The 19,653-nt window shown below is 47.6% G+C and carries 13 protein-coding genes and 3 pseudogenes; 7 read left to right on the top strand and 9 right to left on the bottom strand.

What is annotated here, in order from left to right; genetic code table 11:
- The first annotated feature begins 621 nt into the window (after positions 1 to 621).
- The 4 genes from AYR61_RS12060 to AYR61_RS14970 are packed head-to-tail and all read left to right on the top strand — an operon-like array spanning position 622 to position 3,195.
- Positions 622 to 1,839 carry a cupin domain-containing protein gene (locus AYR61_RS12060; RefSeq protein ID WP_083215552.1) on the top strand — a complete coding sequence of 406 codons (1,218 nt, stop codon included), beginning with the start codon at positions 622 to 624 and terminating at the stop codon, positions 1,837 to 1,839.
- Positions 1,840 to 1,849: 10 nt separating this feature from the next.
- Positions 1,850 to 2,035 (top strand): FAD-dependent oxidoreductase, encoded by a 186-nt coding sequence (locus AYR61_RS15735; protein WP_083215551.1) that lies wholly within the window; start codon positions 1,850 to 1,852, stop codon positions 2,033 to 2,035.
- Positions 2,002 to 2,682 carry an FAD-dependent oxidoreductase gene (locus tag AYR61_RS14975; protein ID WP_263850095.1) on the top strand — a complete coding sequence of 227 codons (681 nt, stop codon included), beginning with the start codon at positions 2,002 to 2,004 and terminating at the stop codon, positions 2,680 to 2,682. The genes AYR61_RS15735 and AYR61_RS14975 overlap by 34 nt, the downstream gene beginning before the upstream one ends.
- 60 nt (positions 2,683 to 2,742) lie before the next feature.
- Positions 2,743 to 3,195 (top strand): NAD(P)/FAD-dependent oxidoreductase, encoded by a 453-nt coding sequence (locus AYR61_RS14970; protein WP_191982251.1) that lies wholly within the window; start codon positions 2,743 to 2,745, stop codon positions 3,193 to 3,195.
- Positions 3,196 to 3,277: 82 nt separating this feature from the next.
- Here AYR61_RS14970 and AYR61_RS12050 read toward each other — a convergent pair whose 3' ends face one another.
- A complete protein-coding gene (locus tag AYR61_RS12050; protein WP_054712634.1) occupies positions 3,278 to 3,625 on the bottom strand; it encodes a hypothetical protein in 348 nt (115 codons plus the stop codon).
- A gap of 499 nt (positions 3,626 to 4,124) precedes the next feature.
- Between AYR61_RS12050 and AYR61_RS15900 the strand changes: the two genes are divergently transcribed.
- The 3 genes and pseudogenes from AYR61_RS15900 to AYR61_RS12035 all read left to right on the top strand — a co-directional run bounded on the left by AYR61_RS15900 (position 4,125) and on the right by AYR61_RS12035 (position 9,594).
- Complete coding sequence (locus AYR61_RS15900; RefSeq protein ID WP_225356484.1) at positions 4,125 to 4,214, top strand: putative holin-like toxin; 90 nt, start codon at positions 4,125 to 4,127, stop codon at positions 4,212 to 4,214.
- Between the two features lie 899 nt (positions 4,215 to 5,113).
- Positions 5,114 to 6,800: pseudogene (ade, locus tag AYR61_RS12045) on the top strand (adenine deaminase).
- Between the two features lie 231 nt (positions 6,801 to 7,031).
- Positions 7,032 to 9,594: pseudogene (locus AYR61_RS12035) on the top strand (excinuclease ABC subunit UvrA).
- Positions 9,595 to 9,714: 120 nt separating this feature from the next.
- On the opposite strand, the gene xerS reads toward AYR61_RS12035, so the two are convergent.
- The 8 genes and pseudogenes from xerS to parC form a co-directional block, all read right to left on the bottom strand.
- Positions 9,715 to 10,758 carry a tyrosine recombinase XerS gene (gene xerS, locus AYR61_RS12030; protein ID WP_065903160.1) on the bottom strand — a complete coding sequence of 348 codons (1,044 nt, stop codon included), beginning with the start codon at positions 10,756 to 10,758 and terminating at the stop codon, positions 9,715 to 9,717.
- 1,207 nt (positions 10,759 to 11,965) lie between these two features.
- A complete protein-coding gene (locus AYR61_RS12025; protein WP_056987969.1) occupies positions 11,966 to 12,349 on the bottom strand; it encodes a hypothetical protein in 384 nt (127 codons plus the stop codon).
- Positions 12,350 to 12,588: 239 nt separating this feature from the next.
- The gene (gene msrA, locus AYR61_RS12020) at positions 12,589 to 13,107 is read right to left on the bottom strand and encodes a peptide-methionine (S)-S-oxide reductase MsrA (protein ID WP_065903157.1); all 519 of its coding nucleotides are present in this window, start codon (positions 13,105 to 13,107) and stop codon (positions 12,589 to 12,591) included.
- A 3-nt stretch (positions 13,108 to 13,110) separates the two neighbouring features.
- On the bottom strand, positions 13,111 to 13,554 hold the full coding sequence (gene msrB, locus AYR61_RS12015; protein ID WP_054709938.1) for a peptide-methionine (R)-S-oxide reductase MsrB: 444 nt from the start codon (positions 13,552 to 13,554) through the stop codon (positions 13,111 to 13,113).
- Between the two features lie 146 nt (positions 13,555 to 13,700).
- Positions 13,701 to 14,852: a glycerate kinase family protein gene (locus tag AYR61_RS12010; RefSeq protein WP_065903154.1), complete on the bottom strand. Its 1,152-nt coding sequence runs from the start codon at positions 14,850 to 14,852 to the stop codon at positions 13,701 to 13,703.
- Between the two features lie 78 nt (positions 14,853 to 14,930).
- Positions 14,931 to 15,860 carry a manganese-dependent inorganic pyrophosphatase gene (locus tag AYR61_RS12005; RefSeq protein ID WP_054709941.1) on the bottom strand — a complete coding sequence of 310 codons (930 nt, stop codon included), beginning with the start codon at positions 15,858 to 15,860 and terminating at the stop codon, positions 14,931 to 14,933.
- Positions 15,861 to 16,131: 271 nt separating this feature from the next.
- Positions 16,132 to 17,100: pseudogene (locus tag AYR61_RS12000) on the bottom strand (LysR family transcriptional regulator).
- 101 nt (positions 17,101 to 17,201) lie between these two features.
- Complete coding sequence (gene parC, locus AYR61_RS11995; protein WP_065903152.1) at positions 17,202 to 19,643, bottom strand: DNA topoisomerase IV subunit A; 2,442 nt, start codon at positions 19,641 to 19,643, stop codon at positions 17,202 to 17,204.
- Between the last annotated feature and the right edge of the window lie 10 nt (positions 19,644 to 19,653).

The raw sequence follows: 19,653 nt of genomic DNA, 5'->3' as shown, positions 1-19,653 counted from the left end.
GTACCAAATTGCTCCATTCCACTGACGTTGAGCTTACTTTTTTCCACTTGCTAAGTATCACAATGGCGTTAACCCTAGTTCGCGGAGAATCCGCCCTTGACTGCTAATCAGACCATTAACTGCTATGCTCCTCACTATATTTTACTCACAGGTAACGATGAATTAACAGGCTTCACGACACCGTTTATGAAGCTTTACCATCTATGGTGAGGATTACAAGTATCGTAGCGTAGTGGAGTTACCCGGCCTGCTCCACACTCTGGCTTCAGCCTGCAGGGTCGAACAGCGCAACGAAGCGTAAATCGCTCAAAATCAATGTCTTGAAAAGAAGCGGACTATTTAAAATAGATAGTCCGCTTTCTGCTTCAGCATTTAACTGGCCTGTTCCAGGTATAATTATAAAATTCAACAGACTTGAGTGAACTGCCTATCAGAACGTTAATGACCCACAATTTATTGTGAATTGTTTTCAAATAAGCGATTTTCGACAGTGAATTACTATCGATGATGTTACGTTTATTTAATAGAATCGCCGTCACAACAGCCTTCCAAGGGTAATTATTAGAATAGTCAGGATGGTCATTCTATAATCAAGGTATCACAAAGAAGGAGGTTATCACGATGACAGATGTAGAACCAATTCGAAACAGTGACCATTCAGGATGGATCGATAAGGGGCCCAGAAATATCGAACGGGACCGCCAGAACCCCGATATTTTAGTGCCGCCAACTACCGACCATGGTACGTTACCCAACATGCGGTTTAACTTCTCAGACGCTCACCAGCGGCTGGAAGAAGGCGGGTGGACCCGCGAAGTGACCAACCGGGAATTACCGGCAAGTCATGATCTAGCCGGTGTCGATATGTGCTTAAAGCCCGGTGCATACCGGGAACTGCACTGGCACAAGGAGGCTGAATGGGCCTTTATGATTGCCGGTAACGCGCGGGTCACTGCACTTGATGAGCAGGGCCGGTCGTTTATTGACGATATTCAGGCCGGTGATCTGTGGGACTTTGAAGCGGGATTACCACATTCGATTCAGGCGCTGGATCAGGGGTGTGAATTTTTACTCGTCTTTAGTGAACCCGACTTCTCTGAAAATAATACTTTCCTGTTAACCGATTGGCTGGCACACACACCAAAGGATGTGGTGGCCGCCAACTTCAAAACGACTCAAGATGCGCTGACCAGTCTGCCCGGTAAGGAAAAATACATTTTCAGTGGCGACGTTCCAGGGTCGCTAGAAAGTGTTAAACGGCCAAATAAGAACGGTGATATGCCCGTCCCATTGACGCTGCATATGGCGTCGGTCAAACCAAAACAGTTTGAAGCTGGTAAAGTCTGGATCATCGACTCAACCGTGTTCCCAGCAGCGCAGACCATTTCGGCCGCAATCGTTGAAGTACAACCTGGCGAGATGCGCGAACTTCACTGGCATCCAAAATCTGAAGAGTGGGACTACTACGTGCAGGGGCAGGCCAAAGTTGGCGTCTTCAATTCGGCTGGCCTGGCCAGAACGTATAATTTTCAGGCGGGTGATGTGGGGGTTATCCCATTAGTTGCCGGCCATTACATTCAAAACATCGGCACCGAGCCGTTGATCTTCATTGAACTCTTCAAGAATCCCGTTTACTCAGACATTTCGCTCAACAAGTGGCTAGCGACGAATCCAACCCAAATGGTCGCTGATCACCTCAACCTCACACCAGAGACGGTGGCTAGTTTACCGCAAGAAGAGGCCGCGGTGATCTGGTATGACCAGTCTAAGACAACCACACCAGCCGAACCCTCAACACCAGACGATCTGACGACCCACGCCCGCGACATCTTTAAGTGAGGCGATGACCATGACGAAAATTGATGTCATCGTTATTGGCGGCGGTGTCGGCGGCACGACTGTGGCCAACGGATTGGCGGCCAAGGGCCGGGAAGTTGCCATCGTTGAAGAACGCGACTGGGTGGCACCACGATCAACCGTGGCAGTACTCCCAAGAAAGCCTTGCTGGCGATTGCTGAAACGCATCATCAGCTGACCCGTCTTCAAGGAAACGGGTTTGATTCGGTGCCACCCATCAACTGGCGGACTGCTGGTAACATCCGTGACCAGCTGATTATGGACGAAAGCACCCGGACAAAAACGCGGCTCTTAGAAAACGGGGTCACAACGATCGAAGGTCACGCCACGTTCTTAGACGCGCACACCATTACCGTTCAGGGTGAAACGTATCAAGCAGACCAGATTGTGCTGGCTACCGGCGCGAAACCGCGGCCGTTACACTTTCCTGGTCAGCAGTATGTCGGCCACAGCGCCACGTTACTGCGGGCACATGAGCTGCCACAGCGCATTGTGATCCTTGGTGCCGGCATTATTGCGTTTGCGCTGGCCAGTATCGCCAGTGAGGCCGGTGCCGACGTGTTGATCGTGCAGCACGATGACGTTGCTTTGAGGGCGTTTGACCAAGAATTCGTGACCACCCTGATGACCCAGCTCGCGCAACAAAATGTCACGTTCTCCTTTGACACTCAAGTGCATACCATCACGAAAACGAGTAGCGGTCTGACAGTGCAATTAGATCATCAAAACAAGCTTGAAACAGTAACAGCCGATGCCGTTTATAACGTGACTGGCCGGGTACCAAATATTGCCGGCTTTGGGTTGGAAACCGTGGCACTAAAGTAATCACCACATGGCATCCAAGTCAGCTCAACCCTGCAAACGTCACACCCCTCAATCTGGGCGGTGGGCGACTGCAGCGATGCGCCAGTGTCCAAGCTGAGCTCATATGCCATTTATCAGGCGAAGTACCTCGTGGCGCAATTAACGCGACCGGATCAGTATCCAATCGATTACCCAGTACCAGCCATGACCGTTTTCAGTTTGCCAAAACTGGGTCAGGTCGGCGTCAGTACCCAAACTGCCAAGGCGCAACCGAACGCCTACACGATTCAGACAATTGATGCTGCCACTTGGCAAACCTATGCTCGGCTGAATCAACGCCCGACGCAACTGAAGCTCGTTAGACTAAACAGTGACCAGCGAATCGTTGGTATGACCGTGCTGGGGGATCAGGCTGATAATCTTGTCAATGACTTTGCGTTGTTATTAAACGGCAAGATCGACGGCCCTGAATTGCAGAAGATGATTTTTGCTTATCCGGCTATGGCAGATGATTTATTTGGCATGTGGTACTAGATTGCCAATGTTGTGAAAGAAAAAAACGTCACCATTCCAAATTAAGAATGATGGCGTTTTTGCGTGCTGGTTATTAGTTTTACTAGTGCGTTGATGCAGTAACAATGGCTTTGATCAACGTCGTGATTTTCGAATCAATTGTAGCCAGATAGCTGTCACGGTCAAGACTGCCGTTTTGGACGGTTTGAATATCGTCATCGATCAGCAAATTGCCGAATAACTCGATCAGCATTTTCTTGAGTTTTTCGGCTTCTTCATCCGTGTAATTCATGGTCACGGCCAGCAGGTCCATTCCGCCAGTGACGTAGCCGTAGAAATAGTTTCTGGCGGCGCTAACGGTCATTTTTTCCTGCGTCAACATATTGACCAGGCCAAACACTTCGTTGCCAACAGCGCGGGCGAGGTCGTTCATGGTTGCGCGATTATTCATAGTGGGTCTCCTTGTTCGATTTGGGTGTTTTGAGTTAATTATACCCTGACTGTGCCGAGATTGGGCGCGTATCAGGGTTATTTTTGCTGAATTTAGATTGTTAGTGGCAATAGAGCATGAAATCTGCATCAAAAAAGCCGCCTCACCATAACTTTAGCCAGTTATGAGGCGACTTGACGCAATATAAACTTATCCACCGTTCTAAAACGGTATGCAAAAGAAGCATAGCATGTCGCCAGCTAATATGGCAACTAAAAACAACGCCAAATTCAGGAATATTTTCAAAGGCCGCTCAATCAATTTATCTAAGGCTCGATCGCAATGGATAATGGTCTACAATCCCTTATAAATCAACGTTATTTGCACTATGCCAGACGCTAGTTTATTGATATAATCAAACATGCAGAAAGTTTTATGAGCGGTGGCTGCGCTTTTCCTGAGAGGGGTGATGACCGATGAAAATTCGGCACGATAATCCTAATGAAAGGTTCCGTAGCTAATGAGTGTTTTTAGCGCATTGATGTTGATGCTAACGTTCGCCAAGTTGTTAATTGACGTACTGAAGTATATCAACAGCAATCGTAAGTAACAAAAAAGCCGCCTCATCATAACTTTAGTAGAGTTATGAGGCGACTCGTCGTCCTGTAACTATGCCACCGTTCTTAAAGCGGTTTACATTGGAGGCCCTGTTAGCGCAGCGCCTCTTTTTTGTACATTCATTATAACATGAAATAGAAAGTCTTGGCTACAAAGACACCAAAGCATCTTTATGGGTTCATTCACAGGATAGTTGTAACAAATAATACCATTTTTAATAGATCCGATTTTGAACCATGTCTAAATTGAAAACTTGTCAAAACGGGCTTATAGACCACTTTATGGAAAAGCCAAAACTTCCCGGAAGTAGTTCAAATAGCTTATTGTTTTATAAATATTAATCTGATATTTTAATTTAAAGTGGCTAAGTTCTAAGCGGATACGATACGCTTAGAACCATAGTTACTCAGTAATTTACGAAAATAAGTGAAACAAGGAGATGACTACATGAATTGGGTTGATTGGCTGATTTTGATTCTGCAATTAGTGACATTACTGTTGATGGTTTTAAATTATAGATCATCAAAACGAAGATAACTAATGGAACAGTCAGTCATTAAATCACCACACTAAAAGTGAGGATACAATGGATGACTGTTTTAATTTAAATTGATAACGGTTGCAAACACTATAACTATAATGTCACAAACCATAAGTTTCTTAATCGTCTCTAAGCCAAATTGACCCATCCGTAAAAAACACCTTGCATCCCCATCATCTCCCGCGGTAAGATAGACAACAATAATTTCAGCTAGAACACAAATCCAACATATAAGGAGGCTCGTTCTAATGTCAATCACATAAGCGCTAAACCATGGTTAAATGACTTACATTTCATGCCATCATCACTGTTCCGAAACCGTTGCCCACGGGCAAGAAAGAAGGATTAGCGTGACTAAGATTGACCTTTGTTTACAAAATGCGAAGATACTGAACGTGTTTAATCGAACTTTTGAACTGAAAACTGTCGGCATCACCAACGGGGTCATCACCCAGTGTCCATCTTGATGCTGACCAGTACCAGGATCTTAGCGGTAACTATCTCGTGCCAGGTTTCATTGACGCGCACATGCACATCGAAAGTGCGATGGTTGCACCAAGTGAGCTGGGGAAGGTGCTGTTGCAACACGGAGAAACGAGTATCGTGGCTGACCCGCATGAAATTGCGAATGTCTGCGGCGTACCCGGTATCAACTATATGCTCCGCGATGCCAAACAAACGCCGCTTGATATCTTCTACATGCTGCCATCAAGTGTGCCATGCACAACGATTTCGCATAATGGTGCGTCTTTGCCGGCTGTTGCACTCAAGCCGCTGTACCAACGCGAAGGGGTCCACGGACTCGCAGAAGTTATGGATTATCCTGCAGTTGAGAGTCAGCAGGCGGACACGATGCAAAAAATTCATGACGCTCAGGCAGCGGGCTATCACGCGGACGGCCACGGTGCCGGATTGACGTACGATCAGCTGCAGGTCTTCAAGCGCGCTGGCATCAGTAACGACCACGAATGTACGACGCTGCAGGAAGCTCAGGACCGTCTCAACGCCGGTTTAAACGTCTTCCTCCGTGAAGGCTCCGTTGAACGTGACCTGGAAAATACGATCGGTATCGTGACCGAAGCGAATGCCCAACGTTTTTCATTTTGCACGGACGATAAAACCATCAGTGACATTTTAAACGAGGGTGCCATTGACCGCAACATCCGGCTAGCAATCAAGGCCGGCATTAATCCTGCCACCGCCTACACGATGGCCAGCTACAACGCTGCGCAAGCCCAGCAGTTGACTGCCAAGGGCGCCATCGTGGCTGGCGGTGACGCCGACCTCGTTGTGATTTCTGATTTAGCTGAAGTAACGATTGAAAAAACGATGAAGGCGGGCCAATGGATTCAGATGTCTGAATCAAAGACAACCCCGTTTAATCGTCAAACCGTGCACCACCATTTCAAGTTAAAAGACCTGGTATTACGGTTAGCGAGTGAAACCTGCAACGTCATTGGCGTAAAACCCAACCACATCGAAACCGAACATCTGCAGTGTGAGGTGCCACTTGAAAACGGCGAGTTTACCGGCGATACCATCCAGGATATTTTAAAGATCGTGGTTGTCGAACGCCATCATGAGCTGGGTACTTCGAGTGTCGGGCTTGTGAAGGGCTTTAGCATTAAAAATGGGGCCGTCGCAACCACCATCGCGCACGATGACCACAACATTGTGGCCGTTGGCACCGATGACGCATCCATCTACGCCGCCATTATGCGGATCACTGAGACCAACGGCGGCATCGCAGTTGCGCAAAACGGCACCGTCATTGCCGACATGCCGCTGACCATTGCCGGGTTGATGTCCGATAAACCGTACGCAGAAGCGGCAGCCGATCTCAACCACTTGTTTGAAGCTTACCAGGTGATCGCCGACAAACAGTCACTGGCGTTTGACCCGTTCATCACATTGTCCTTCCTGACGTTGCCGGTCATTCCAACCATTAAAATGACTGATCAGGGTCTCTATGATTTTGAGCAGGGCACCTTTATTGGCATCACATGTCGTGAACCTGTCGGCGCAAGTACGAAATAAAAATTAATAGTGCCACCAAAAAACGGCCGAGCTAAAATGCCCAGCTGCTTTTTAAGTTACTTTTCGAAATTTAGTTCGTTGCGGTCGGCAACAACACAACCGCAAAACTGCCATACCCAACAAAGGCACCAGGATTCCCCCTTAGGAAACGACCCGATATTTTGAAATTTTCCTCTAAGTCAGGTATATTTTGAAGTAAGGCAACTCATTAACTGAGAAGAAGGAGTGATCATGATGGATATAACTGAACCAAACGCCATCGAAGTGTGGGGAGCTTACGTCAACAATCTCAAGCACATCGACGTGGATATCCCGCTACATAAACTCGTTGCTGTCACGGGCCGCAGCGGCTCTGGAAAGTCATCACTTGCGATGGGCGTCCTGTATGCGGAGGGGATGCGCCGCGTTACCTCAGCTCGCTATCAACATACACCCGCCGGCGGATCGGTCAAACGGGGCACGCGGCGGTCGACAACATTGACCATATCCCCAGTGCCATTGCGCTGAGACAACGGCCAGTCGTACCGGGCGTGCGGTCGACTGTTGGCACGACAACGGAAGCGTTAAACATCATTCGGTTGATGTTTTCTCGGTTAGGCTCGCCCAAGTGTCCCAATGGCCTGGGAGATGGCCAACGTTGGCCATCTCCCAGGCCATGGACCTGCCAAACGATGGTAAGAGCGGCATGGGGGAGATTGTTTGCCCAACGTGTGGGGTAAAATTTAAGGCGTTTGGCGCCGAAGACTTTGCGTTCAACTCCACCGGTGCCTGTCCGACCTGTGATGGGACGGGGCAGGCTAAGACGCTGGCAACCGACCGCTTAATTCCTGACCCAACGTTAACGATTCGAAATGGTGCGGTGGCGTCGTGGCGGTTACCGGGACGCAATTTCATGCAAATTGTCGCCTCGTACGCTGGCGTGGACATTGACACACCGTTTCAGGATCTTCCAAAGGACCAGCAGGACTTCGTGTGGCACGGGCCACGGCAGAAATACGCCATCAACATTCCAAGTAAGACAGGCAAGATCTTCCACATGGACAATGCCGTTTTTGAAAATGCCTTTAATGCCGTGGAAGACAGTATGGCGACAACGACCAACGAACGTGCAATCAAACGGCTAAACAGATTTTATGAGTTCGGCGAGTGCCCGACCTGTCATGGGTCACGGTTCAAGCCGGAGCTCTTGACGCAGCTTTTGAATGGTAAAACCATTGCGGAAGTAAGTGAAATGACGTTGAGCGAACTTGAAGCCTTTATCCCGACCATTTTTGAGTGGTTGCCGGACGACATGGATGACTTAGCGCACGATATTGTCAGTGAACTGACACAGATCATGACGCCGCTGATGGATCTGGGGCTGGGCTACCTGACGCTTGCGCGGGCCGGGGCATCGTTATCAACCGGTGAGTTGCAGCGAATTCAGTTGAGCCGCACGTTGCGGACGAAGACGACCGGTGTGCTCTACGTCCTTGATGAGCCATCGATTGGACTGCATCCGGCCAATATTAAAGGGTTGATCACCGTGATGCGAGACTTAGTTAATCAGGGTAACTCAGTCCTGGTTGTCGATCATAAAACGGCCATCATTGAGGCTGCTGATGAGATTTTAGAGATCGGTCCCGGCGTCGGTCAGGCGGGTGGGCAATTGATCAATCAGGGCACACCAGCCGAAATTGCGGCTAAACCGCACTCACTGATTGGTCCATTTCTCAATGGCAGCGCCAACGATATTGTCCGTGCGACCGCTCAAAATAGCGAAAATCCGGCGAAGAAACAGTTTGGATTAACGGTGACCCAGCGATTCAACTTAACTAACGTGACGGTTAACTTCCCGGTTAATCAGCTGTCAGTTGTGAGCGGCTTTTCAGGCGCTGGTAAGTCGACCTTAGTTTTTGACGCACTTATTCCTGCGCTGACGGCCACGAAAAAACAACCGGCTCCGGCTTTTGTGCGCGACGTCAAAAAAGGCGGCTTGCGGTCAGTCGTTGCCATTGATGCGTCGCCAGTCGGCAAGAACGTGCGCTCAACCGTCGCCACTTACACCAACATTTTGGATAATTTGCGGACCCTATACGCTGCGCAACCGGAAGCACAAAAACGCTCCTACACGGCCAGCAACTTTTCCTATAACGTGACCGCGGGTGCTTGTCCAACCTGTGGCGGGACCGGCCAGATAAATTTAGACATCCAGTTCTTGCCGGATATACAGGAAGTTTGTCCCACCTGTGGCGGCAAACGGTATAATCCGGAAGTGCTGGAAATCAAGTGGCACGGGTATTCCATTGCTGATCTCTTGGCATTGTCAGTGGACGATGCGACGAGTGTGCTAAAGGATCAACCCGCAATCGCAAAAACGCTGAAGACGCTGCAGGACATGGGACTCGGCTACCTTCATTTAGGCGAAAGCACGCCGTCGTTGTCTGGTGGCGAAGCGCAACGTCTGAAGCTAACATCACACATGGGACGCACGCAAAAAAGCACGTTGTTCGTCTTTGATGAACCTTCAACTGGTCTGCATCCATTGGACGTGCAAGTGCTGTTGCAGGTCTTCCAGCAGCTCATTGATCAGGGCGGCACCGTCCTCGTCATTGAGCACGATTTAGACATCGTTGCCAACGCCGACTATATTTTGGATATGGGTCCTGGCGGTGGTAGTGAGGGCGGCCACATTGTGACGACTGGCACACCACGGCAGGTTGCTGCGAGTGGTTTAGGCCACACGAGTAAGTATCTCAAGGCCCACCTTGAACATTTTTCAAACAAGGCCACGTCCTCGACTGATGACAAATAACTTAGCATATTTCTAGCATTGGCGCGGGTATGGTAGGACTTTATTCGACACGATAGTAATATCGATAACAGTGCAGCAGAATTTGGCTCGATCAAACCAACAGCAAGTACTGAAAACTGACTAGTCATCCTCATGCAGCTCGTCCAAAGCCTCATGCTGCTTCGTATCAATAATGTGCGTATACAACCCCGTTGCCGTGGTCGAACTTTGCCCCAGTTGAGTCGCCACTAAATGTTCATTCTTAGTGGCCAGATAAAGTTCCGATGCCAGCGTGTGCCGCAGCTTATGTGGTGTGATCCGCACGTGGTTAAAGGCGTACGAATACTTTGATACCAGCAGTTCAACCGTCGCTGTTGTGATTCGGCGCGGTGCTTCCTTGCCCTTGGTCAGGAATAGTGCAGTGATGCTGGATGTTGTTTGGTAGCGTTCGGATCTGATTTCTAGATAAGGGGTCACATAGGGCAACACCCAGCTTGCGACCGGCACTGTATCCCACTTACCGCCCTTGCGCCGCACGGAGACGGTCGCTTGTTTGACACTGAGGTCCTTTAAATTCGCATTGGCGAGTTCTGACACGCGAATGCCGGTTCCCAGCATCAGTGCGTTAATGGCGACGTCGCGCTCACGGTCACGCTGGAAATAGCGCATCTTCCTGGCATCGTCCTTAATGCTGTCAGCATAGTCATCGCGAATAAAGTTCAGGTAATCCATGTCAGTCTTACCCAGCATCAGCTGACTTTTAATACTGTTGGCGCGGGCCGCGTAGGTTTCACTGTCACGTACCAGCGAGATCTTCTTCATCACATTGCGGTAGAAGTAGGGTTCGCCGTCCTGATTTTCAGTCTCTTCCGTTAGAAAACGAAACAGGGCAGACAGCGCGTTTAATGAGCGATTGACCGTCCGGTGTGAAATGGCGCCTTGCGGGTTGTTGGCCGTTTGCTTGCCACGATTAAGTAGGTAGGACTTATAGAGTTCCATATCCTGTTTTTTCATGTGCTCCAGGTCGGCTAGCGCGATTTGAGCGGGGGATTGTGCGCTGGAAACGCCAGTGTCGACCAACCATTCGAAAAACCGGTGAAATTCATTCAAATATTGGTAGAGTGTTGCAGCCGAAAGAGGGACGGTTGACTTGGTCAAATAGTAATCGCGAATAAAATCCGGCATTCATTTGGGAAACGAGTTCTTCATTGTGTTTTACGTAGTCAGCTTGGCGCATGGGTAACCACCTTAGATTTAAATTTTGGGTGTTGAGTTGGCTGGTGGGACTGGTTGAGAGGTGGATCATGATAGTTAAACTTAATAAAATATCAGTTTTATTAAGTTTAGTATACCACGAATACTGGCTGGAATCAGCTGCCTTTCTGATTCACTGGATTCTTTGATGATGAATCTGGTTAATATCAGTGTTAAATTCCGTGTAAAAGCTGATATAACGGTGTTTTTGACTATATTATGGTGCAAAATACGTTGCATTTTTGGTCTAAATCTTGCATCAGATCAAAAAAAGATCAAAAAAAAAAGTCCAAACTCACGTAACCAACATCGTTAACGCTAGCATGTCGTAATGAATCATCAACGGAATTTCTAACACATCGTAAGTTTGAGTCATCAGCACACATCAGCAAGTCTAATCTGGAGCAAATCAGACATTATTTCTTTGATCACACTGCATCTGTAGTTTTATTAGGTCTATAAACGCTGGTATATCAGCCTTTAGCAAGAATCAGTTTACTCAGACGCATTCTGACGCACAGTTCAGTTCTAAGACGGATAACTGACCACGAAACTTTCTTAGAACGCGCCATTTATTTTGGCGTTAAACCGTTGGTCGATCATGATGTACTAAACATCGCAAAAAGCTTATTTTATTAGACTAGCCATGACTCAACATGCCAATTTAGCAAATCAAACTGCAAACTAGTTCTGCAACATTAAGTCTTGAGTCAAACTAGAGATTACGGCAACAATTACAAGATAACATGCGTGAAGAACGTTTAGTAGAACTTTAGTTGAATTCATGAGCCACGTAGGTCATTTAGAGTTGCTAGCGAATAATCATCAGGTAAATGAATTGAGTCGACACCTAAACAACTAATCACGCTAACACAAAACAGAAACTAGTTTTACGACAAAGAGAAACAGGGAAGTCGTCAAAATTAGGCTTCCCCCAAAAATTTATCTCTACTTTACATAATACATATTATTCAAAGTAGTGGTTCAAAAGAGAGAAGTCGCTTTAATTCAGTTTCCCGTCACGCACACTTATCGATTTCACTATGCATGACGCAATACCAGTTAACGTCTCGTCACAGACTTCAGCTTGATTTCCAAAATAAAAAAGCTCAAGCAATTGCTCAAGTCTTAAATCAATCTAGTTACTCGTATCTGAATCAATCTTTTGAAACTTGTTGTTCGCAAAGATGCTCCAGGCTGCGCCGACGATGCCGACCAGCCCAACGATGATAATTAATATAATGCCAAGGACACTAAACTTCTGAACGGCCATGTAGATCCATGATGCCATCATAAAAATGGCTAAAATATCGACTAATGTGAGCACGATTTTTTCCGTTGAGTTGTTCTCCGTTGAGTTGTTCTTTGATAAAAAGATACAGATGCCATACACACCTAAATAACTGATCATGTTGATCCAGATCATATACGTCACGTGCTGCTGAAAGACTGCTGACAACACCGTTGTGATGCACAGACAAATGGCTGTGACCCACGATGAAATCACTGCTTGTTTTCGCAAAAAACCAGCTCCTTAGTTCTTTATTCAGTCTCTATTTTCCGTTAAATCACGTGAATTTGCAAACGATATTACACTTCAAATCACCTTGAAGTGGTCAAAAACACTGTCGTCATACGGCTTAACTCATCCCAAACAAAAAGAGATTGTTTTCCGCGCAATCTCTCAGTAGCTTAATGTCGCTTAAGCCTGACACTTTAGTTGTATTGAAAACGTGTGAACATCGACTAAACTTAATAAAACTACGCCTGCCAATTATCCTTGATAAACGCTTCGCGGCCGCCCATTTCCTCAATTTGAAACCGAAATGGGTTCTTCTTGTAGAAGTCTTGATGATAGTCTTCAGCAGGATAAAACGGCTTAGCGTCTTCAATCTGTGTCACGATTGGTGCATCAAACCGGCCACTGGCAGCTAAAACTTCCCTAGAAGCCGTTGCCACACGCCGTTGGTCCTCATTCTTCACAAAGATAACTGGCCGGTATGAATCACCGCGATCTTGAAATTGACCCATGGCATCAGTCGGGTCCGTTTGTCGCCAGTAGATATCCACTAGCTGGTCATAGGAAATAACGTCAGGATCAAACGTGATCTCAACGGCTTCCGTGTGACCAGTTGTATGACTCGCAACCTGCTCATAGGTCGGATTGGCAACGTGACCTCCGGTGTACCCAGAAACCACTTTTTCAATGCCAGGCTGTTCATCAAACGGCCGGACCATGCACCAGAAACAACCGCCAGCAAAAATTGCCGTTTCACTCATGGCTTATTCCCCCTTGTCAAACAGTGCCTTGTACTGACTGTAACCAGCGGCATCTAGTTCTTCAACTGGGATAAACTTAAGCGCGGCTGAGTTGATGCAGTAACGCAAGCCACCCGCTTCTTGAGGCCCATCTTCAAATACGTGGCCAAGGTGAGAGCCTGCTTGTTGCGACTGAACTTCATTACGAATCATGCCATGCGAGGTATCTAACTGGCTGTCCAATGCTTGTTCGTCAATTGGATGGGTGAATGATGGCCACCCACAACCGGCGTCATACTTATCAGTAGAGCTGAATAAGGCTTGGCCACTCACAACATCCACGTAGATCCCCTGTTGATAGAAATCATCATATTGGCCGCTAAATGGGCGTTCGGTTGCAGCGTTTTGGGTTACTTCGTAGGCTTCAGGTGTTAACCGTTGTTTTAAATCGTCTTGAGATTCTGTCATGTGATCACTCCTCAATACACTAGTATTCGGTTGCCCACAAAATAGATTGTGTACAGCTAGATTGAGTATAGCATCATTTGGCGGTTAAACAAGTATTCTGCCCAGAACCCCAACGCTTATCTCATCTGACGTTGACCAACACCATGTTAATGCCACAACCATCGTGTCTGGGCAATCACCCGAGCAACCTGTTCAGCCGTAGCGGTCAAATTGGCCGCGCCGTCATTGAGTGCTTCAGTAAGGGTCGTGACGCCCTGTTCGATCGGAAAAATAGCGTCAATCCCCTTGGAAAATAGGACATCAGTGCCTGACCCAACATTACCAGTCAACACGATTACGGGCGCGTGAGGTGCCACCGCCTTCGTTGTCTGGGCGACCCCCAGCGGCGTTTTTCCGTATTGGGTTTGAAAATCAACTTGCCCTTCACCTGTAAACACGAGATCAGCATCCTGAGCGCGTTCTCGCAGGCCAGCAAACCGTATAACAAGGTCGATTCCTGGCTGAAGATGCCCTCTTAAGAAGGCGATCAAGCCTGCACCAAGGCCACCGGCAGCGCCGGCACCTGGAATTTCGCCAACCTTCACACCAAGATCCATCTCGATTATTTGCGCGAAATGGGCCAAATTCCGGTCTAACTGTTTAACCATTTCTGAAGTGGCGCCCTTTTGTGGGCCAAAAACAGCAGCTGCCCCATTTTCGCCGATCAGTGGGTTAGTCACGTCAGAAGCAACCAGAAATGAAACATCCTGAATGCGGTGATCTAAACCCGTTATATCGATGTGTGTTAACTGGCCAAGCTGCCCACCGCCGACCTGTAATTCGGTGCCAGTCTCGTCTAGAAGATGGACACCAAGCGCTTGGGCCATTCCAGCACCCCCGTCGACCGTCGCACTGCCGCCGATGCCAATAATAATGCGCTTAACGCCCTGATCCATCGCCGCTAAGATCAACTCACCAGTGCCATAAGTTGTCGTTACAGATGGATTTCGCTCGCTGACAGGTACAGCTTCCAACCCACTAGCGGCTGCCATTTCGATCACGGCTGTTTCATGATCACCCAGAAGACCAGAACTGGTAGCAATTGGCTTACCGAGCGGACCGGTGACATATTTTTGGAGCATCGTTCCACCCGTCGCATCGACCAGCGCTTGAACCGTCCCTTCACCACCATCGGCCATTGGGACCTTAACACGATCACTTTCCGGAAAGACCCGTTTGACACCGGTCTCGATCGCATCAGCTGCTTGCTTTGCGGTCATGCCGCCCTTAAACGAATCCGGTGCAATCACAATTTTCATACCCAGTACCCTCCTCATGACACCGAACTAAAAACAGCATCACCGGGAGGGTAATGCTGCTTCAATCGTCACTGATGACTAGTTTTCAAAAGCACCTTGTAATGGTGGTACGACTTGCTTTTTACGTGACACAACGCCAGGTAAGTTTGCACGGTCATCCTTCAAAGTCGTGTTAAAGGCCTTTTCAACAGTGGCCTTTGGTTCGCCATAGACGAATAATTCAGAGTTGCTGTCTAACACGTTGGTAGCTAAGACCAAGAATAAATCGTAGCCTTCCTTAGCAGCTTCGTCAGCCATAGCCTTCTTCAAGCCGTCTTCACGGGCTAAGACTTCGTTCAAGTCGACCGTGTTGATTTGGTCGATTCGAACACTCTTGCCGCCCATGGTAAATGACTTCGCATCGTTAGCAACCAATTCAGCATCTGTTTTTGACGCCAAGTTAGTCCCAGCCTTTAGCATTTCAATACCGTAAGTCTCGTAATCGATGTCAGCAATTTCAGCAAGGGCCTTGATGGCAGCACGGTCCTTGTCAGTTGTGGTTGGTGACTTTAATAACAGCGTATCTGAGATGATTGCTGATAACATCAAACCAGCTAATTGTGCAGGAATCTCAACCTTGTTTTCATCAAACAATTCAGTGATCAACGTGCTGACACAGCCAACCGGTTCTGCCCGGTAATAAAGTGGTGCAGCGGTGTTAAACCCGTTGATCCGGTGATGATCAACGACATGCGTAACAGTCACGTCAGCAATGTCGCTGACACTTTGTTGGGGTTCGTTGTGATCAACCAGCATAACGGAATCAACTTCGTTCGCAGCGGTCTTGATGATCCGTGGGGTTGGTTCGTTAAAGTAGTTCAACACAAAGTTGGTTTCCATGTTAGGTTCGCCCAAGGCAACGGCTTCAACGTCGTACCCTAACTTTGATTGTAAGTATGCATAAGCTTTTGCGGCCACGATGGCGTCCGTATCAGGACTTTGGTGACCAAAAACAAGTTCTTTTGCCATTTGTATATCTCTCCTCAGCATTAAAAATATTTTTTTAAGTGAAGCGTTCAACAGCTCAACCGATCGTCTCAACAACGACGGTGTTCCAAGCTGTCTATGTAATTCCACGCAACGTTAATTATACCAAAAAAATGTGGCGGGAACCATCTTCAACATAAAATCCGGGTAAAATATAAAATCCTCTCAAGAATGCCGCTTCATTGCACTGTTCAGCCAACATAAAAATCCACCCTCAATTAAGAGAATGGATTTCATGAACTATCGCATGCAGCTATTCTTTATTTTCAGCCTGGATCTCCTGTAACCGTGACAGGTAATCCTTGGTCTTCAAATATTGATCAAACTGTGCTAAGAAGTGGCCGATACGTGGGATCTTATCCTTGCCACTCCGGAAGACAAACGCTAATTCAAAGCGAATGTTTGGTTCGAATCGTGCCGTCCAGGTGTTTGGAAAATCACCCTGACCAACGTAGAAGGAGTTCGGCAGTGCCGTGTAAGCACCAGTTTGCTTCGAGAACCGGAGTAACTGCAACGGTGTGGTAAATTGGGCCACACTAGTTGGCATGTCGACCATGGCGTTCTTAAACGATTCGCGCATCATGTGGTTTAGGTAGTAGTTATTTGGATACGTTGCCCATGGCTTGCTTGGCAGATCAGCGAACTTGATCCGCTTCTTCTTGCTCAAACTTTCGTCGTGGTGAATGAATAACAGGTCATCGCTGATGATCCGCTTAGATTCGTACGGCTTCCAGTTCTTGATGGATTCATCAGGCAGGTACATGATGGCGAGATCGATCTGGTTGTTTTCTAAACGGTCCCAGATCTCTTTTCTAGTCAGCATGTGGAAGCTGATCTTCACATCAGGATTTTCCCGGTAAGATTGAATGGCAAAGTCCTCAAAGACACTGTCTTCAACAGAGGCTAAGATGCCAATCTTGATATCCCCCTGAGTGGCACTGGTGGATTGTTGAATCTCATCAGCGGCGTCGTTTAAGATATCATAAATCTTATGGGTGGCGTCCAACATGGTGTAGCCGGCATCGGTTAACCGCAGTTTCTTACCAACTGAGTAGAATAAGCGGGCACCTACTGTCCGTTACAATTTTTTAATTTGTTGGGTCAAGGCAGGCTGCGTAATGCCTAGGATCTGTGCAGCTTGTGTATAGTTCATTGTTTCTGATAATTGTAAAAAGTATGTCAAAGTCTTCGAACTGAAGATGCTTTCTTGCTTGCTTTTCATATTAGGGAAAGCCTCCTAAGGTATTTGTTATAGCTATAATAACCATACTTTGCAAAATACGCAATTAATGTAATCTAAAAATAACCAATACCTAATAAAAATTAAGATAATGTTAAGGAAGTCGGCTTAAGTCTCAGGATTTCCGGTGTGCCTTCCTTTTCAATATCGATCACGAAGGACCCGTTGGAATAGCGGGTGCTGAGTGGATGCTCCGCCGGCAAGATATCGTGCATACGCCGGTGGTCGGTGATTACTTCAATGGCTTGGTCATCTTGCAGTTTTAAGAAATCAACAACTTCGTGCGGATTATTCTTAAGCGCATGCAGCACCATGACACCCTTCCGTGCCCGACTCGTCACTGGCAATTCGCTTGCCTTCATCTTCTTGAAGGCCCCACGTTGGGTAATCAGACTGACCACGTCATCATCGGTGATCAGCTGCATGTCAGTCACACAATCGTCTTCACCAAGATTCATTGACTTAACACCCGTTGTCCGGGCACCGTTGACTGGAATCTCAGCAATATCAAACCGCAGTGCCAGACCAAGTTTTGACATTAAAAGGACCGTCGTTTGTTCCGGCTTAGCCATGAAGGTGACATCAACCACGTGGGCATCATCGGCCTTTAACTTTTCGTAAACCATTGCCCGGCTCTTATAGGTCCGGCTTGGTTGGAGCGCTGATAATTCTGTTCGCTTGATATAGCCTTCATCGGTCGCAATTAAGAACTCACCTGGCGCTTTTAAATCAGAAAACGCGTAGGTCGCAATGATCTGTTCATCATCAGATAACCCAATCGTTTGGGAAATGTGTTCGCCAGTATCCTTCCACCGGGCATCACTAATTTCGTAGACTGGCCGGTAGATCAAGTTCCCCTTATTGGTAAACATGTATAGATGATCCAGCGTACTGAGTTTATCCATAAAGATCGGGTAGTCGTCTTCCTTTAACCCATTATCATCAGGATCAGAGGCGCTGTACGACCGCACACCAGAGCGTTTCAGGTAACCGTCACGACTGACCATGACCACAACATCTTCGTCAGAAACAACGACTTCCGTGGAAATCTTCAACGGTGTAATTTCGTCTTGGATCTCTGTCCGGCGATCGTTACGGTACGTCTTATTGATGCTGCGCAATTCGCCACGCAGGACCTTGTTGAGCTCCTTGGGCTCATCAAGGATCTTATGGTATTCCTTGATACTGTCAGCCAGCTCAGCAGCTTCCTTTTCCAAGGCCGTAACATCAGTGTTCGTCAACCGATAAAGTTGCAGGGCAACGATAGCGTCGGCTTGTTCTTCTGAGAAGTCATAGGCTTTGACTAAGTTGTCGCGGGCATCCTTACGGTTTTTGCTGGCACGGATGGTCTTGATCACTTGGTCGAGAATCGACAGTGCCTTGATCAGCCCTTCAACGATGTGTTGACGTTTTTGGGCCTTGTCCAATTCAAACTTAGTTCGGCGGGTGATGACGTCCTGTTGATGCTCTAAATAAGCGACTAGGATCGTTTTTAACCCCACGTGTTCAGGACGGCGATGGTTGATCGCCACCATGTTGAAGTTGTAGGTCACCTGCAGATCTGTGTTCTTAAACAGATAGTTCAAGATACCTTGGGCATCAGCTTCCCGTTTCAGCTCAATCGCAATCGATAAGCCTTCCCGGTCAGATTCATCACGCACTTCAGAGATACCATCTACTTTTTTAAGCATACGCAACTCATCAATGCGTTTGACCAGCACTGCTTTGTTGACCTCATAGGGGATCTCGCTAACGCGGATAAGTTGTTTGTTGCCACGAATGTCTTCAATGGCTGTCTTAGAGCGCACAACGATCCGGCCCCGGCCAGTCTTGTAAGCTTTTTTAATGCCATCTAACCCTTGAATGATCCCACCGGTTGGAAAATCAGGCCCCTTCACAAACTGCATGAGCTGATCTAAATCGGCCTTGGGATGGTCCATGAGGTAAATTAACGCATCGATGACTTCGCCTAAGTTGTGCGGCGGAATATCCGTTGCGTACCCGGCTGAGATCCCAGTGGCACCATTGACCAGCAAATTAGGAAACTTCGCTGGTAACACGGTTGGCTCATACTCGGTATCATCAAAGTTGAGCACCATATCAACGGTATCTTTATCAATGTCCCGAAGCATTTCACCCGCAATTTTACTGAGCCGCGCTTCCGTGTACCGCATTGCGGCAGGTGGATCACCGTCCATTGACCCATTGTTCCCGTGCATTTCAATCAGTGGTTCACGGACCTTCCAGTCCTGACTCATACGGTTGAGCGCTTCATAGATCGAGCTATCGCCATGGGGGTGAAAATTACCCATGACGTTCCCAACAGACTTTGCTGATTTACGAAACGGCTTATCGTATGTGTTGCCATCCTTGTTCATCGCGAAAAGGATTCGGCGCTGAACGGGTTTGAGACCGTCACGAATATCTGGCAGTGCCCGTTCCTGGATGATTGATTTTGAATAACGACCAAAGCGATCGCTCATGACTTCTTCCAAAGTCAGTTCTTGAATATGATCAGCCACCATCTTATCCCCT

The sequence above is a fragment of the Secundilactobacillus paracollinoides genome, assembly GCF_001702155.1.
GTDB lineage: Bacteria > Bacillota > Bacilli > Lactobacillales > Lactobacillaceae > Secundilactobacillus > Secundilactobacillus paracollinoides.
The sequence above is the reverse complement of the archived record's forward strand: the minus strand, read 5'-3'. Positions and strand labels throughout refer to the sequence as shown.

Bases quoted from the DNA above. Each gene is read 5' to 3' on its own strand.
- msrB (WP_054709938.1), bottom strand. From the start codon at position 13,554: ATGACAGAATCTCAAGACGATTTAAAACAACGGTTAACACCTGAAGCC.
- AYR61_RS15900 (WP_225356484.1), top strand. From the start codon at position 4,125: ATGAGTGTTTTTAGCGCATTGATGTTGATGCTAACGTTCGCCAAGTTG.
- AYR61_RS15735 (WP_083215551.1), top strand. From the start codon at position 1,850: ATGACGAAAATTGATGTCATCGTTATTGGCGGCGGTGTCGGCGGCACG.
- AYR61_RS12010 (WP_065903154.1), bottom strand. From the start codon at position 14,852: ATGAAAATTGTGATTGCACCGGATTCGTTTAAGGGCGGCATGACCGCA.
- parC (WP_065903152.1), bottom strand. From the start codon at position 19,643: ATGGTGGCTGATCATATTCAAGAACTGACTTTGGAAGAAGTCATGAGC.
- AYR61_RS12060 (WP_083215552.1), top strand. From the start codon at position 622: ATGACAGATGTAGAACCAATTCGAAACAGTGACCATTCAGGATGGATC.
- msrA (WP_065903157.1), bottom strand. From the start codon at position 13,107: ATGAGTGAAACGGCAATTTTTGCTGGCGGTTGTTTCTGGTGCATGGTC.
- AYR61_RS12005 (WP_054709941.1), bottom strand. From the start codon at position 15,860: ATGGCAAAAGAACTTGTTTTTGGTCACCAAAGTCCTGATACGGACGCC.
- AYR61_RS12050 (WP_054712634.1), bottom strand. From the start codon at position 3,625: ATGAATAATCGCGCAACCATGAACGACCTCGCCCGCGCTGTTGGCAAC.
- xerS (WP_065903160.1), bottom strand. From the start codon at position 10,758: ATGCCGGATTTTATTCGCGATTACTATTTGACCAAGTCAACCGTCCCT.